We start from the raw sequence: 14,042 nt of genomic DNA, 5'->3' as shown, positions 1-14,042 counted from the left end.
ATGCTGACCGGTATCCGGGTCCGTCTGAACCGCGCCGGCGACTGGCTTTTGCCCACGCTGGCCCGGGCGGTCTTCGCCGGCACCCTCCTCTGGTACTTTTGGGCCAGTGCGCTGACGAAGCTCGAAGGCACGCCCTTCTCGCTCTCGCTCGGGGCCTACGCGCAGATCTTCCCGCGCGCGGTCGAGGCGGCTGCCTACGACCTCTCGCAACTCGGCCTGATCCACCGGGCGGTGGCCTTCCTCGGCACCTGGGCCGAATTCCTCCTGCCCCTCGCGATCGTGCTCGGCCTCCTCACGCGGCTCGCCGCGCTGGGAATGATCGGGTTCGTTGCGGTCCAGACCTTCGTCGATGTGACGGGTCACGGGGCCGAACTGGGCGCGTGGTTCGACCGCGCCCAGGGGCTCGCGGACGAGCGGGCGTTCTGGACCCTCGCCTTCCTCGTCCTAGTCCTTAAAGGCGCGGGGCCCCTCTCCCTCGACCGGCTGGCCTTCGGCGCTCAGCCGGCGGGGTTCCAGCCGAGGCTCAGCGCGCCCTGATCGTCCTCAACGACCGGGCGCTTCATCAGCGTCGGATGGCCCATCAGCAAGGCGAGAGGGTCGTGCGCACGCTCGGCCCCCGAGAGATTGCGCCAAGTAGCCGAGCGCCGGTTCACGAGGGCCTCGCCGAACGCCTCTCGGAAGCGCCGGAGGTCGGCCTCCGCCACCCCGTCCGCGCGCACATCGATGAACCGCGCCTCGGGCAGCGCCCGGCGTGCCGCGCGGCATGCGTCGCACGCCCTCAGCCCCCAGATCGTCGCCATCGCCGCCTCCTTGGGCGGTTCCCCGCCGCCGCTACCCTAGGGTCAACCTCCCGCTGGACAAGCGCCGAAGCGCGGCGGGAAGGTTTTCGGGAGGGGCGGGCATGCCCCCCGGGACGCGCAAGGAGAAGACCCATGCCCATGGGGACGGTCAAGTGGTTCAACACGACGAAGGGTTACGGCTTCATAGCGCCGGACGAAGGAGGGAAGGACGTGTTCGTCCACATCTCCGCCGTCGAGCGGTCCGGCCTGACCGGCCTCGCCGACGACCAGAAGGTCCGCTACGAGCTGTCCGAGGGACGCGACGGCCGGGAGCTGGCGACCGACCTCGAGCTGGTGTGAGAAGGGGCGCCCGAAGGCGCCCCCGTTCCGTCAGGCGATGAACTTCACCCGACCGGCGACGGCCCCGCCCACGGCGGCGGCCAGTCCGATCATCGAGGCGATGAACCCCAGGATGCCGGCGGTGCGCAGCGCTTCGTTCGCGGCGGCGGCGGCGTCGATCGCCTCCTGCTTGGCGGCCTCGACGGCCTGCTCGGCCTCGGCCTGCAGCCGCTCGGCGTCGGCCTGGACCTCGGCCACGAAGGCTTCCGCGTCCGCGGGGCTGATGCCGAAGCGGCGCTGCATGACCTCGACCGCCTGGCGCCGGTCCTCCTCGCCGAGGATGCCGCCACGGCCGAACACGCCTTCGACGAACTGCTCGGCGTCGCGGCCGATGTCGCCGGGGCTGGCGATGGCGTCCCGCAGGGCGGCCTGCCCCTCCTGCACGATCTGGCGCTGCTCGCGCTGCGAGACCACGTCGCGGAAGGCCTCGCGCGCCTCGGCCTGGAAGTTCTCGGGCGTCAGCCCGTTACGGCGCAGGGTCTGCTGGACGGGGTCGGGAAGGTCGTCAAAGGAGAAGGACGAGGCGCTGATGTCCGGCAGGGACAGATCGTCCGGGATGATCGCCTGCGTCGCCGAGGAGACGGCCGAGGCCGCCGACGTCACCGCCCCCGTGGCGAGCGAGAAGAGGCCCGACGCCGCGGTGGTGGCGAGCCAGGCGGCGACCAGCGTGGTCAGCGCCCAGACGGTCGCGCCGTGCAGCGCGCTGCCGATGGTGTGAAGGACGCCCGCGAGGCGCCCGGCCACGTAGCCGCCCGCGCCGAGCGCGACGAGCTGCGCGACGAAGAGGTAGATGCCGGCGCCGACGAAATGGGTGTTCAGCGGGTCGGGCTGGTTCGGGTCGATGTTCACGAACCCGAGCGAGAGGCCCAGGAGCAGGAGCGCGAGGAACAGCGCCAAGGCGACGGCGGTGCCGGCGAAGATGGCCCCCCAGGCGGATCGCCCGCCCCGGTCCAACGTCGATTCCGCGACCGCGCGCGGGGTGATGTACTCGTCGGCCATGGGGCCTCCTTCCGTCCGTTTCTGCTGCGCCAACGGACGAGGGGGGGGAGGGTTCCGAGTCCGGGCCGAAGGGGACGGCGGCGGCCTCCCCGCGCCCGGCGATGCCGGCAAGGACGTGTTCGTCCACATCTCGGCGGCCCGACGCTCGGGCCTGACCGGCCTCGCCGACGACCAGAAGGTCCGCTACGAGCTGAGCGAGGGCCGCGACGGACGGCAGCTGGCAACGGATTTGGAGTTGGTTTGACGTGGGGCGGGCTTCAGCCCGCCGCGTCAACGCAGCTCTCTTGTCGTATTTATTAGCTCCGAAATCAGCACTGGGATCGAAAACCCGATTCCGAAGCTTACCCCAATCAAAAAACCAGATACTGCTCCAATTGTCCTTGCAAAGTAACTGTCCACGGCGATAACACTTACTGTCGCTGACAGCGTCAAACTTGCGATGATCCCAATTAGGAGGAGACCGAAGTAGATTTGCTGCTGCTTGCTCAAGAGTTCCTTCTCTCGACGTAGGCCAGCTTCGATACGATCTCTCGTACCTAATTTATCGTTGGTAATGGTAGTCGAGCGACTTGCAATGATAGCAAAGACCGCAAGAGAACCGGCACTTACCACACTTAATGCGGCAACTATATGCTCGGTCAAATCGCTGAGAGCCTGTGGGTAGCTCCATCCGTACCCAGCGGCGGTCACTCCGATCAGTATTGCTATGGCGTACCGAACGAGCATTACTCAATCACCGCATCGTCCTCGTCTAGCTCCCCGACAAAGGTAAGGATTGCATTCTTTGCGGACAGATAACTAACGGTATTTCCGAACCGGTTCAGCTTGGCGACTTTCTGCCTCTTGGTTCGCGAAGCGGTGATCTTCTTCCCGCTCTCAAGGACAATGGTGAAGCTCTCTACTTCATCGTCATTAATGGCTGCAATCCCTACAGACGTTAACCACTCATCCCTCCGAAGTTCGTCTTTCTTGAACCGATTTCTTTTCAAAATCAGACGGCCTGATGTAGCTTGGCGCTTTTTGTGCACACTCTTGTCTTTTGCTCTCTCAAACAATGCTGCGCCCAAACTGCCCAATCCCGCAGTTGGCGGAAGTGCTTGTAAGTAATCCGAGACAGGCAGTACGATTTCTCGGATACCGACCCTTCGAATCTCTTCTACTGTAGCAGAAGCCGGCAAATCGTGGATTGCCACAACAGTCTGTTCCGAGATGGCGCCGTTCTTAAGCCCCAGACTTCTGATTGCTTGAGAAATTATGCCGTTCTTGTTTCCCAAACCGCAGGCAAATATTTCATTCTTTCTTATTAGAACGACAATCTGCGTCAGAAGGAAGTGACGCTTTCCTGGCGGTAGCAATTCCTCGATGTCGGCTGTCTTGGAATCATAGTCTAGATCGACGACTCCTGTCGCGCCTTCCTCGTACTCAAAGATTCGAACGAATATGCCCTGATTGGTGGGCATTCGGTCGACCGACCCGAAGACAAACGACTTACCGCTTGACGCCGTATAGACACGATCTCGCGGCTTGTCTGCCTTCTGAAATACTGCGATCAGCAGGTCTTCGAGAGAGCTATCGAACTCTTCAGAGAAATATGCCCGGCGCGCGCTTAGTGTCGCGTTCCGTTCAGCCACCCCAAACCCCCTCGAACTCCCGCCATTCCCCCTTCGACATCCCGCTCGTCTCCTGCGTCACTCTCTCCCCCGCCAGCATCCGCTTCAAGCAGGTCACCCCCGCCGCCGACAGCTGCACGCCGCCCAGGCGGTAGTCCTCGAAGGCGGCCCAGGTCAGGGGGACCCAGTCGGCGACCATGCGGCAGATCGCGTCCGCATAGGCCCGGATCTCCCACTGGGCGTGGGCGTCCGCGCGCAGGCGCAGGAAATGCAGGAGGTTGTGGAGGTCCACCTTCCAGTACCACTGCGTGTAGACGGATGCCGGCAGGTTCATGCGCGCCAGCTCGCGCGCGAGGCCCTGCTGGCCGTCCGTGGACAGCATCGCCTCGTAGTGGTCGTAGGCCCGGCCCGCATCCTCGCGCAGCCAGGACAGCACGCGCTCGGCCTCCTCCCCCTCCAGCACGGCGCCGCGGCCTTGGGCGTTCACCTCCGACTGCGCCGAGAGGTGGGCAGGGTCCGGCACGTAGAACTCCCGATCGAGGATCGAGTAGCGGGCGGAGTACTCGTTCACGTTGGCGGTGCGGTGGCGAATCCACTGGCGGGCCACGAAGACGGGCAGCTTCACGTGCAGCTTCAGCTCGCACATCTCGAACGGGGTGCTGTGCCAGTGCCGCATGAGGTAGCGGATGAGGCCAGCGTCGTTCTGCACCGCCTTGGTGCCGCGCCCGTAGCTGACCCGCGCCGCCTGCACGATCGCGGCGTCGTCGCCCATGTAGTCGATCGCCCGCACGAAGCCATGGTCGAGCACCGGCTCGGCCCGGTAGAGGCGCGCCTCCATCCCTTCGGCCACGGCACGGCGGGTGGGCCGGGTCTCGGCGCGCTGGGCGTCGATCTCGGCCTGCTGGTCGGGCGACAGGGGCATGGGCGTCTCCGGCGGAATCGGGCGTCCACCGTCTCCCCGCCCCGGCTGGACGGCAAGCGCCCCGATCAGTCCCCGGAAGGGGCCGTAGTGCGCGCGCCATACGCGCCGGCCCAGCGATCCGAAGCCCGAGTGCCCGCGGCGCCCCCCCCGTCGCCGGGCGCGAACGGACGGTTCCGCCCACCGGCCCGCCATGGCAACGAGTGGGGATGAACCGCGCCCAGCCTTCCCGGACCGCGCCCGGCATCCTGTCCGGGTGGCTGTCGCTGCCCGCGCGGCTGGTCCGGGCCGGCCTCTTCGGCGCGCTGCTCCTCTTGGCCATCGTCCTGACGGCCGCCGTCTGGCAGCCTCACTGGCCGCTCGCGCGCTACGACTTCCTGGTGCTCTACGCGCTCGCGGTGCAGGTCGGGATGCTGGCCCTCCGGCTGGAGACGCCGCGCGAGGCGCTCGTCATCGTCCTCTTCCACCTGACCGGCACGGCGATGGAGTGGTTCAAGGTCTCCGCCGGCTCCTGGTCCTACCCCGAGGCGGGGACGCTCGGGGCCTTCGGCGTCCCGCTGTTCACAGGGTTCATGTACGCGTCCGTCGGCAGCTTCATCGCCCGGGCGCTGCGTCTCTTCGACATGCGCATCGCCCCCTACCCGCCGCACTGGGCGGCCTTCGCGCTGGGCGGGGCGATCTACGTGAACTTCTGGGCGCACCACTTCGTGCCAGATGCCCGTTGGGCGCTGATGGCGCTGACGCTTGTCCTCTTCTGGCGCGCGCGGGTACGCATGACCCTTCACCGCCGCGTCGTGGTCCGCTTGCCGGTCGCGGCGTTGGCCGCAGCGCTCCTGCTGTGGGGCGCCGAGAACGCCGGCACCCTTTCGGGGACCTGGGCCTATGCCGGACAGGACCGCTGGGATCTCGTCGCCGTCTCCAAATTCGGCTCGTGGTACCTTCTGCTCTATGTAGCGTGGGTGACCGTCACGATCGTCTATCGCGACCGCATCCACCGGGAGGGCTGAATGGCCATCGAGTACCTTCACACCATGGTCCGGGTTAAGGACCTCGACGCGTCCAAGAGGTTCTACGAGCTTCTCGGCCTCACCGAGCGTCGCCGCATCGAAAACGAGCAGGGCCGCTTCACCCTCGTGTTCATGGCGCCGCCGGGCCAGCAGGACGGTCATGCCGACGTCGAGTTGACCTACAACTGGGACGGCGACGAGGCGCTGCCCTCCGACAGCCGCCATTTCGGCCACCTCGCCTACCGAGTGGACGACATCTACGAAGCGTGCCAGCGGCTGATGGACGCCGGGGTCACGATCAATCGCCCGCCCCGCGATGGGCACATGGCCTTCGTCCGCTCACCCGACAACGTGAGCGTCGAGCTGCTCCAACGAGGCGACGCCAAACCCCCGGCCGAACCTTGGATGTCGATGGAGAATGTCGGGTACTGGTAGCGGGGCGCCGCCTTCGTACCCGGAGGTTCCGGCCCGTCCTTCTTGCTCGTTGCCCGACCACGCTTGAGGCTCTCGCCAACTGGTGGAACCTTTCCGTCAGATCATGGCCGGGGCTCGGTCCGCACGGGCATCGAGCCAGCCGGGAAGGGCACCCACGTCGTTCAGGACGGCCATCGCATGGGGTGCCAAGTCCGCACGGCGGGCGGCACCGGTGAGCACGCCCAGCGCGGGGGTGCCCGCCGCTTTCGCAGCGCGAAGGTCGTGAAGGGCGTCGCCCACCATCAGCACCTCCCCGGCGGGCAGGGAGAGCGCGGCCAGAAACCCCTCGATCTGTCCGGGCGCCGGCTTCGCGCCCCAGCCGCTGTCGTAGCCGGCTATCCAGTCGAACGCGTCCTCTATGCCCACGTGCCGGAGCTGCCTTCGGGCGGAAGCCTCGCCGTCGTTGGTCGCCACGCCCAAGGCCAGCCCCCTCGCCCGCAGCGCCGCCATCAGGGCGGGCAGGTCGGTCGCCGGGATCGGATCGACCGACGCCGCCTCCCGGTTCAGCCGCTCCTCGAGGGAGGACGCCGTCCAGCCGGGCAGGTGTGGAAGCAGGAGGGCGACCTGATCGCGCACGGTGCCGGCGACCACCGTGCTGTCGGACGCGAAGCGGGCGGCTTCGGGATCGAGCTTCATCGCCTTGCGAAGGGCATCGCGGCAGGCCGGACTTCCCTCGGCCAGCCGAGCCGTCAACCCGACCGCCCAAGGCCCCCAGGTGCGCTGGAAGTCGAAGAGGGTTCCATCCTTGTCGAAGAGGATACCACGGATCGTCATAGGGCCCCGCTAGACCGTGCGGGGTGCGGCGACAACGCCCGGAACCCTTCCCCCAGTGACCGGCGTTCGGCCCCCAGCGCACACGCACCGGCGCCATCGCGCGCCATCGGAGGTTCTCCATGCATGACATGTCCCGGTCCGCCCCCGCCTCGCCTGACGAGACGGCTTGCGACGCACCCTCGCCGGCGCCGGAGGAGCTCCCCGCCGGAAACGAACGCGACCCTCGGATCGAGGGGAACGACGCCCGTCCCGTGGCAACGCCATGCCCTCCCCGCTCCCGCCGATCGGCACGCACGCTCGGCAAGGCCGCCGCCAAGGCGGCGATCGTCCCGTCGGTGGCTCTTCTCTGGCTCGTCCCGGCAGCCCACGCCGACACGTTGCTGGACAACGAGCCGGAAGTCGTCCCCCTCATCGTGGACGCGCCGGATCAGGCGGAGGTGCCGGTCGAACGGGATGCCGAGACCGGACTGTCCTCGCCCACCCATACGGCTGCCACGCCGTTGACCGCGCCGGACCTGCTGCCGAACTCGGCTGTTCCCGAGAATTTCGAGATCGTCGATTACCGCACGATGGACCCCTCCCAGCTTCTCAGGGTGCGGGCCTACGATCTGGGCGGGACACGGATCGGCACGCTCGACTCGTGGTGGCCGGCAGATGCCGAAACCTTCGAGGGGATCGAGGCTGCGGTGATAGGCGAAGGCGGCCTCTTCGGCCTCTTCGATACGGATATCGCGGTGCCGCTCGACCGTATCGCGGTGCTGGCGGAGATGGGTGGCAACGGATTGAGGGTCGTGGTGGCGGCCCCCGCCGAGGAGATGGACGCCTTTCCGGAGGTAGATGGCTAGCCGGCCCCCTACGAGAATGGGCAACGAGTCATTCATATCGGTCGTTACGTGAACGTCGGGCTTGCCTCTTCAGGGGGCAGTACGGCTTGCTCCGGCTTCTCGGTCCCAACGGGATCGGCACCCGGATGGCAACGGCTGGGGAAGCGTCAGGTCCAAGCGACTTCCTCGCCGCCCGGCAACGCCCGGCGCGCTGCCAGCGGCGCCTCCGGAGGCAGCCCCTCCGCCTCCGCGAAGGCGAACGTCCAGTCGTCCCGGCCCGTCAAGAAGTCGAGCACCGACACGAGGAAAGCCGGATCGGTCGCGGCGGCCCTCAGATCATCGGCCGTCGCACCCGTCGCGCCGAGGAACGCGCCGCCGATCTCTTCATCGGCCGCGATGAAGGCCAAGGCGCTCAAGGCGATACGTTCCGCGGCCTCTGGGCCATAGGTGATCGGCGACATTCCGCTCTCCCTCATCCGTTAAAGGTTTCGTTAACCTTTATCCCCCCATGCTCGCTCATGGCCATCGGCGGCGCGGGGGGCGCGGCCGGGCTGGGAGGAACGTATGCCATGACGGGGCGAATCCTCATCGCGGATGACGTGACGACCAACAGGATCGTCCTCAAGGTCAAGTTGTCCGCCGCGCATTACGAGGTCGATCTTGCGGACTCTCCGGCATCCGCGCGGCGCGTCGCGCGCCTCAGGCGACCCAAGCTGGTGGTTCTGTCGGCCGAGCTGGGCGGCCCCGGCACCTGCCGCCGGTTGCGCGCGGATCCCGCCTTGTCGGGCGTGCCGATCATCGTGGTCGGCGATGCGCCGGATCTCGACCGGATCGCCCACCTTCGCGCCGGGGCGGAGGACGTCTTCGCGAGGCCCGTAGACGAGCGGCACCTACTCGCGCGAATCCGCTCGCTCCTACGTGGCTCGGATGCGGCGGAGGAGCTTCAGCTGCGCGAAGGCACGTCCCGTGCGCTGGGGTTCGCCGAAGGTCCGGCCGCCTTCGGCGAGGACGACGCACCTGCCCGCGTGTCGCTCGTCACGGCGGATTGGGCGCGAGGCTCCCGCCTCTTGGACGAATTGCGCGGGAGCTTGCCCCATACGCTCACGCTCGCCGATCCCGACGATGCGCTCGCCGGTGCTTTCGGCGAGGCGCCGATCGACATCCTGCTCGTCGATGGCACGGGAAGCGAGCCCGGTGGCGCGGCCGAGACGATCTCAGGCTTGGTGCCCGAGCTGCGCGCGCGGGTGGCAACGCGGCATGCGGGCATCCTCGCCGTCCTGCCGGAGGCCGAGACCGGGACCTCGGCGCTCGCACTCGATCTCGGGGTGGACGATGCGCTTTCGGCAGAGTCGAAGCCGGGGGAATGGGCGCTCCGGATCGACCATCAGCTCGCCCGCAAGCGCGAGCGGGACCGCCTGCGCCAGCACGTGCGGGACGGCCTGCAGATGGCCGTGACCGATCCGCTGACAGGGGTTTTCAACCGGCGCTATGCCATCTCGCATCTCGAGCGGGCCGCCGAGGCCGCGACGACGAAGCGGCGCGACCTCGCGCTGCTCGTGCTCGACCTCGACCGCTTCAAGGCCGTCAACGACAGGCACGGGCACGCTGGCGGCGATGCGGTGCTGGTCGAGGTCGCCCGAAGGATGCGCGAGAACCTGCGAAGCGTCGACATGCTGGGCCGGATCGGCGGGGAGGAGTTTCTCGTCGTGATGCCCGACACCTCGCTTCCCCTCGCCACCGCGGCGGCCGAGCGGCTCTGCCGCCTCGTCGCGGCCATGCCCGTGAAGCACGAGGAGACGTCCATTCCCATGACGCTCTCCATAGGCGTGGCTTATGCGGAAGGTCGCAAGCTGGCCGGGACGGAGGGGCCGGCCCTTGTCAAGCGCCTGATGGAGGCTGCCGACCGCGCGCTCTACGGCGCGAAGGGCGGGGGCCGGGATCGGGTGACGGTGGGTCGGAACGCCGCCTAGCGCCGTGCGACGCATGGGCCAAGCGTGCGGTGCGAAGAGCCGGCGCTTCGGCGGCGGCGAAACGGATCGGGCTCTTTTCCCGGCATTGGGCAGCGCCGCCGGCGCGCAAGCCTTGAAGGCGGCTGCCGGCGGCCGCATCTCGTCGGACATGGCCGTTCGGGAGGCTGGAACGTCCCGCGGTGCCCCTGCATTGACCCATATTCTGCAAGGTGGGACGAGGGGCCCGTCGCGGGGGGGCGTTCCTTCTGCCGTTCGATGGAGGCATGATGACCGATCAGCCCGATACCGAAGAACGCCCCATGGCCCGCTCGATCTGGCGGGGCCTGCGGACCCGGTGCCCCCGCTGCGGCGAAGGACGGATCCTGCACGATTACCTGAAGCTGCGGACCGAGTGCCCTGTCTGCGACCTCGATCTGTCACGCGTGCGGGCGGATGACGGGCCAGCCTACCTGACGATCCTGCTCGTCGGCCACCTTCTGGTAGTGCCCCTGCACGTCTATTTCGTCGAGGTCCGGCCCGATCCCTTGCATCTCTTCGCCGTGTTCGGCGGCCTCGCGCTCGTGCTTTCGCTGTTCCTCCTGCCACGTTTCAAGGGGGCGATGGTAGGGTGGATGTGGGCGGGGCGGAACGAGGCGTTCGTTTGACGGCCATCCGCGACGCCGCGACCGTGGCGCTTCTGCGGGAGGGACACGTCCTGATGGGCTGCCGCCGCAGCGGCGCGGTGTTCATGCCGATGAAATGGGTCTTCCCCGGCGGCGCCGTCGATCCGGACGACGCCGGCGTGACGCTCGTGCGGCCGTGCCCTGGCGTTCCGGACGCCATCGCCGCCGCCGGGCTGCGGGAGCTCTGGGAGGAGACGGGGCTGCGGTTCGGCGTGCCGGGTCCCGAACCGAAGGGATGGCCTGGTTTCGGACTTCGCCCCGACGCGGGCGCGCTGCGCTTCGTCTTCCGCGCGGTCACTCCGCCCGGGCATTCCCGGCGTTTCGATGCGCGCTTCCTTCTGGCCGACGCACGGGCCCTAGCGGACGACCCCGACGCCCTAGCGGGATCGGGCGAGCTGGAGCCCCTGGAGTGGGTGCCCTTGGAAGATGCGCCCCGACGCGAGATCGCATTCGTAACGGAGATCGCCCTCCAGGAGGTCATCGCGGCCGCGCGGGGCGAGGACCCACCCGAAGAGATCCCCTTCCTCGACGAGGGGAAGAGAACGCCGATTCGGCGGCTCTAGCGGGGGGACGCCCCCCGCTAGAGAGTGAAGCCGGCTTCCCTGCCTCAGCGGCTTCGCCGCCTGCATCCACCACCCGTCCCTATGCAGCGGAGGCATGAAGAAGCCTGTTCGCCGTGGGCACGGATGATCGCCCTGAAGGGGCAGTCGCCGCACCGGCGAGCCTCTCACCGGGGGGCGCGCTGCCGAATGTCGGGGTGCCGAGCAAGAATCGCTTGAGCCGGAACCCGAATCTTTTGCAGAACATTAGGTGAACAAATATCCCGAGTCGGAGAACGGATGCCTCGATGCGCCACCCCGCCCCACCCGTTGCAACGCACCTCCGGTTCGGGAAGCCGTGGAGGCATCCCGGCCCAGGATCGCGGACTGGAAGGGACGAGCGCCACATGGAATGCGCCATCGGCGCCGGGTCCGCTGGAGGTGGCTGGGCTGCTGCACGACGTCTCGGGGATGCATGTCATGGATGCCGCGGCGACAGCTTTCGCCGCCGCGCTGGCGGCGGGGCGCGACGGACCCGTGCTCTGGGTGCAGGATCATGCCTCGCGCCGCGAGGGGGGCGTCCTCTACGAAGCGGGGCTGCGACATGCATTCGGCTTGGAGGGACCGATACTGCAGGTCCGCGTCGGCCACCCGAGGGACGCCCTTCGCGCCATGGAAGAAGGGTTGGGATGCAACGCCCTCGCAGCCGTGGTGGGCGAGGTGGACGGCCGGTCGCCCACGCTCGACATGGTGGCGACGCAGCGCCTGGCCTTTCGGGCCAAGGCAACGGGCGTGCCGGCGATCCTCCTGCGAGGGGCGGACGCCGCCGGCTTGTCGGCAGCACGCGCGCGCTGGAGGCTGGCTTCCGCACCGGCGGCGGCGCATCCGCACGATCCCGCCGCGCCGGGATGCCCACGATGGCGCGCGGCGCTGACACGCGCGAAGGGACGCCCACCCGGCGAATGGACGTTCTGCAATGAGGGCGGCGAAGGCCTTCTGCCGGATCAAGCCGCAGCAAGGAGCGGGCCTTCGGGGATGGAAGGCCGCGTCTTCATGGGCTGACCGGATGGCGGCAAGGGCGCCCGAAGGACCTCCGGCCGGCGGGGGGGATGGATGGCTTCGTGGCATGAACCGGATGGCTCCCGCCACGACCGGCGCGCTGTCGCGGCCTCGCAGGCCACATGATCTCACCGAGGTGCGGCCGGAACGGCTTCACGCCCGCTCCCTCCCCTTCGCTCTGCGGACCCTTTCGGGACACGGGCCCCGTTCGTTCGAGAGGCGCCGCTGCGTTGGCTGGCCAGGACGCCGTTCCCCGTGCCCCGCCCCGCCCCGCCCCTCTCCCATGCGTGCCGGAGGGTAGGAATGACCCAGCACCGATCGATCGCCTCCGTCTGGCTGCCGCGCTTCGGGATGGACCTGTGGCGTCGCACCGCCGCACGCGAACGCGACCTGCCCTCCGACGACGACCTCGTCGCCCTGAAGGTGGAAGGGGCGCACGGTGCGGTGATCCATGCGCTCAGCACCGGGGCGGAGGCCGCCGGGATCCGGATCGGGCAACGCATCGTGGACGCCCGCGCGGCCTATCCCCCGCTGCACGTCGAGGATGCGGACCTCCGTTTCGAGGAGGACGCGCTGCGCCGGCTGACGGGGTGGTCGCGCCGCTGGTGTCCCTGGACGGCCACCGACGGCGCGGACGGCTTGGTCCTGGACCTGACGGGCGCGGAGCACCTGCAGGGCGGAGCCGAGCGAACCCTCCTCGACATCGAGGAGCGGCTAGGCCTTCTCGGGTTGTCCACCCGCACGGCCGTCGCGCCCACGCGCGGGGCGGCATGGGCGCTGGCCCGGTTCGGCCCGGCGCGGGCGGTGGTCGGGACGGAGGACCTGGAAGCGGCGCTCGCCCCTCTGCCCGTCAGGGCACTGCGGATCGGCGCGGACCAGGCGAAGTTTCTGGAACGGGTGGGCTTGAAGACGATCGGTGCCCTTTCGGAAGTTGACCGCGTCGCCTTGGCCCGGCGCTTCCCGCCCCGCAGGGGGCTGACAGACCCGGTGCTGCAACTCGACCGTGCGACGGGCAGGATGCCCGAGCCGGTCGTCCCCGACGCCGACGTGCCCCGCTTCCTCGCCCGCGCCCGGCTGGTCGAGCCGGTGATGGACGTGGCCCCCCTCCTCCAGGGGCTGGCGGTGGACCTCTGCCGCGCGCTGGACCGCGAGGGGGTGGGCGCGCGCCTCCTTCGGCTGACGATCTACCGCATCGACGGCGAACGGCGCGAGGCTCGGGTCTCCACCGCTGCGGCGACGCGGGACGCGGGCCATGTCGCTCGGCTGTTGGCCGGCCATTTGGACAACATGGACCCCGGCTTCGGCTTCGACCTCGCCGTGCTGGAGGCCGTGCGCGCCGAGCGGATGGATGCCCGTCAAACCGACCTGACGGGTCGCGCGGACCCCGAAGGGAACCTGAGCGCCCTCGTCGATCGGTTGACCGCCCGTTTCGGCCCACGCGCGGTCACCTGGACCGACTGGCGCGAGAGCCACCTGCCCGAACGGTGCGAGCGCCCCGTGCCGGCCATCGACGCCCCGCCGGTCGAGACCGCCTTCGTCTCCTCGCCAGCCCGTTCCGAGCGGCCCCTGCGCCTCTTTCCGCACCCCGAGGAGGTGCGCGTGATCCATGCCATGCCCGACGGCCCGCCCCGCCGCTTCGCCTGGCGCGGCGTGTCCATGGACGTGGCTCGCCGGGAGGGGCCGGAACGGATCGCCCCCGAATGGTGGCGCGACCGGCCCGGCACGCGGCTGCGCGACTACTGGAAGGTCGAGGTCGCGGACGGGCGGCGCTTCTGGATCTACCGCGAAGGCACCCATGACGACGGACGCGGCGACTGGCCCGCCTGGTACCTTCACGGCCTCTTCGCATGAGCGGCGCGCGCGGACCGGAAGAAGGCACCCCCGCCCGTCTCGGCATCTCGGCCTCCGCCACCGGGCCGCGCGAGGGAACGCCGCCTTCACGGGCACCCAGGATGCTTGCATGGACGGAGTCGAAGGGCATGCGGGCGAGGGGCGAAAATCCCTCGCCCTGCCCGGAAGGCCCTGAT

The 14,042-nt window shown here is 68.9% G+C and carries 18 protein-coding genes; 11 read left to right on the top strand and 7 right to left on the bottom strand.

Translation table 11 applies throughout. The annotated features are described in order from the left end of the window. Positions 1 to 537 (top strand): DoxX family protein, encoded by a 537-nt coding sequence (locus tag BCF33_RS01215; protein WP_106159130.1) that lies wholly within the window; start codon positions 1 to 3, stop codon positions 535 to 537. Here BCF33_RS01215 and BCF33_RS01210 read toward each other — a convergent pair. Next, positions 498 to 800 carry an arsenate reductase family protein gene (locus BCF33_RS01210; protein WP_106159129.1) on the bottom strand — a complete coding sequence of 101 codons (303 nt, stop codon included), beginning with the start codon at positions 798 to 800 and terminating at the stop codon, positions 498 to 500. The genes BCF33_RS01215 and BCF33_RS01210 overlap by 40 nt on opposite strands. A 132-nt stretch (positions 801 to 932) precedes the next feature. On the opposite strand from BCF33_RS01210, the gene BCF33_RS01205 reads away from it, so the two are divergent. Beyond that, positions 933 to 1,139, top strand: coding sequence for a cold-shock protein (locus BCF33_RS01205; protein ID WP_106159128.1), 207 nt, complete (start codon positions 933 to 935; stop codon positions 1,137 to 1,139). 30 nt (positions 1,140 to 1,169) lie between these two features. Here BCF33_RS01205 and BCF33_RS01200 read toward each other — a convergent pair whose 3' ends face one another. Continuing rightward, positions 1,170 to 2,177: a hypothetical protein gene (locus tag BCF33_RS01200; RefSeq protein WP_106159127.1), complete on the bottom strand. Its 1,008-nt coding sequence runs from the start codon at positions 2,175 to 2,177 to the stop codon at positions 1,170 to 1,172. Between BCF33_RS01200 and BCF33_RS01195 the strand changes: the two genes are divergently transcribed. Continuing rightward, the gene (locus BCF33_RS01195) at positions 2,176 to 2,421 is read left to right on the top strand and encodes a cold-shock protein (protein ID WP_106159126.1); all 246 of its coding nucleotides are present in this window, start codon (positions 2,176 to 2,178) and stop codon (positions 2,419 to 2,421) included. The genes BCF33_RS01200 and BCF33_RS01195 overlap by 2 nt on opposite strands. Before the next feature lie 26 nt (positions 2,422 to 2,447). Here BCF33_RS01195 and BCF33_RS13825 read toward each other — a convergent pair whose 3' ends face one another. The 3 genes from BCF33_RS13825 to thyX are packed head-to-tail and all read right to left on the bottom strand — an operon-like array spanning position 2,448 to position 4,709. Further along, positions 2,448 to 2,903 carry a hypothetical protein gene (locus BCF33_RS13825; RefSeq protein ID WP_146132762.1) on the bottom strand — a complete coding sequence of 152 codons (456 nt, stop codon included), beginning with the start codon at positions 2,901 to 2,903 and terminating at the stop codon, positions 2,448 to 2,450. Beyond that, positions 2,903 to 3,808, bottom strand: a complete 906-nt coding sequence (locus BCF33_RS13820; RefSeq protein WP_146132761.1) for a hypothetical protein — start codon at positions 3,806 to 3,808, stop codon at positions 2,903 to 2,905. Before BCF33_RS13820 ends, BCF33_RS13825 begins: the two co-directional genes overlap by 1 nt. After that, positions 3,801 to 4,709, bottom strand: coding sequence for an FAD-dependent thymidylate synthase (gene thyX, locus BCF33_RS01190; RefSeq protein ID WP_106159125.1), 909 nt, complete (start codon positions 4,707 to 4,709; stop codon positions 3,801 to 3,803). Before thyX ends, BCF33_RS13820 begins: the two co-directional genes overlap by 8 nt. 206 nt (positions 4,710 to 4,915) lie before the next feature. Here thyX and BCF33_RS01185 point away from each other — a divergent pair, with 206 nt between their 5' ends. Both BCF33_RS01185 and BCF33_RS01180 read left to right on the top strand, forming a co-directional pair. Beyond that, complete coding sequence (locus tag BCF33_RS01185) at positions 4,916 to 5,713, top strand: DUF817 family protein (RefSeq protein ID WP_106159124.1); 798 nt, start codon at positions 4,916 to 4,918, stop codon at positions 5,711 to 5,713. Then, entirely contained in the window at positions 5,714 to 6,148 is a 435-nt protein-coding gene (locus tag BCF33_RS01180) for a VOC family protein (RefSeq protein WP_106159123.1), read from the top strand. A 96-nt stretch (positions 6,149 to 6,244) separates the two neighbouring features. Here the strand turns inward: BCF33_RS01180 and BCF33_RS01175 are convergent, their stop codons facing one another. Next, entirely contained in the window at positions 6,245 to 6,961 is a 717-nt protein-coding gene (locus BCF33_RS01175; protein ID WP_106159122.1) for an HAD family hydrolase, read from the bottom strand. Between the two features lie 335 nt (positions 6,962 to 7,296). Here BCF33_RS01175 and BCF33_RS01170 point away from each other — a divergent pair, with 335 nt between their 5' ends. Further along, positions 7,297 to 7,806: a hypothetical protein gene (locus BCF33_RS01170; RefSeq protein WP_146132760.1), complete on the top strand. Its 510-nt coding sequence runs from the start codon at positions 7,297 to 7,299 to the stop codon at positions 7,804 to 7,806. Between the two features lie 146 nt (positions 7,807 to 7,952). Here BCF33_RS01170 and BCF33_RS01165 read toward each other — a convergent pair whose 3' ends face one another. Continuing rightward, positions 7,953 to 8,246 (bottom strand): DUF3572 domain-containing protein, encoded by a 294-nt coding sequence (locus tag BCF33_RS01165; RefSeq protein WP_106159120.1) that lies wholly within the window; start codon positions 8,244 to 8,246, stop codon positions 7,953 to 7,955. Between the two features lie 108 nt (positions 8,247 to 8,354). Between BCF33_RS01165 and BCF33_RS01160 the strand changes: the two genes are divergently transcribed. The 5 genes from BCF33_RS01160 to BCF33_RS01140 all read left to right on the top strand — a co-directional run bounded on the left by BCF33_RS01160 (position 8,355) and on the right by BCF33_RS01140 (position 13,866). Further along, positions 8,355 to 9,755: a diguanylate cyclase gene (locus tag BCF33_RS01160; RefSeq protein ID WP_158259327.1), complete on the top strand. Its 1,401-nt coding sequence runs from the start codon at positions 8,355 to 8,357 to the stop codon at positions 9,753 to 9,755. A 266-nt stretch (positions 9,756 to 10,021) separates the two neighbouring features. Further along, positions 10,022 to 10,399 carry a DUF983 domain-containing protein gene (locus BCF33_RS01155; RefSeq protein ID WP_106160139.1) on the top strand — a complete coding sequence of 126 codons (378 nt, stop codon included), beginning with the start codon at positions 10,022 to 10,024 and terminating at the stop codon, positions 10,397 to 10,399. After that, complete coding sequence (locus tag BCF33_RS01150) at positions 10,363 to 10,980, top strand: NUDIX domain-containing protein (RefSeq protein ID WP_425432736.1); 618 nt, start codon at positions 10,363 to 10,365, stop codon at positions 10,978 to 10,980. Before BCF33_RS01155 ends, BCF33_RS01150 begins: the two co-directional genes overlap by 37 nt. Positions 10,981 to 11,397: 417 nt before the next feature. Further along, entirely contained in the window at positions 11,398 to 12,018 is a 621-nt protein-coding gene (locus BCF33_RS01145) for a hypothetical protein (protein ID WP_146132759.1), read from the top strand. Between the two features lie 300 nt (positions 12,019 to 12,318). Continuing rightward, on the top strand, positions 12,319 to 13,866 hold the full coding sequence (locus BCF33_RS01140) for a Y-family DNA polymerase (RefSeq protein WP_245883680.1): 1,548 nt from the start codon (positions 12,319 to 12,321) through the stop codon (positions 13,864 to 13,866). The last annotated feature ends 176 nt before the right edge of the window (positions 13,867 to 14,042 follow it).

It is taken from the genome of Hasllibacter halocynthiae, from assembly GCF_003003095.1.
GTDB lineage: Bacteria > Pseudomonadota > Alphaproteobacteria > Rhodobacterales > Rhodobacteraceae > Hasllibacter > Hasllibacter halocynthiae.
This window is presented reverse-complemented; position numbering and strand designations above follow the sequence as displayed.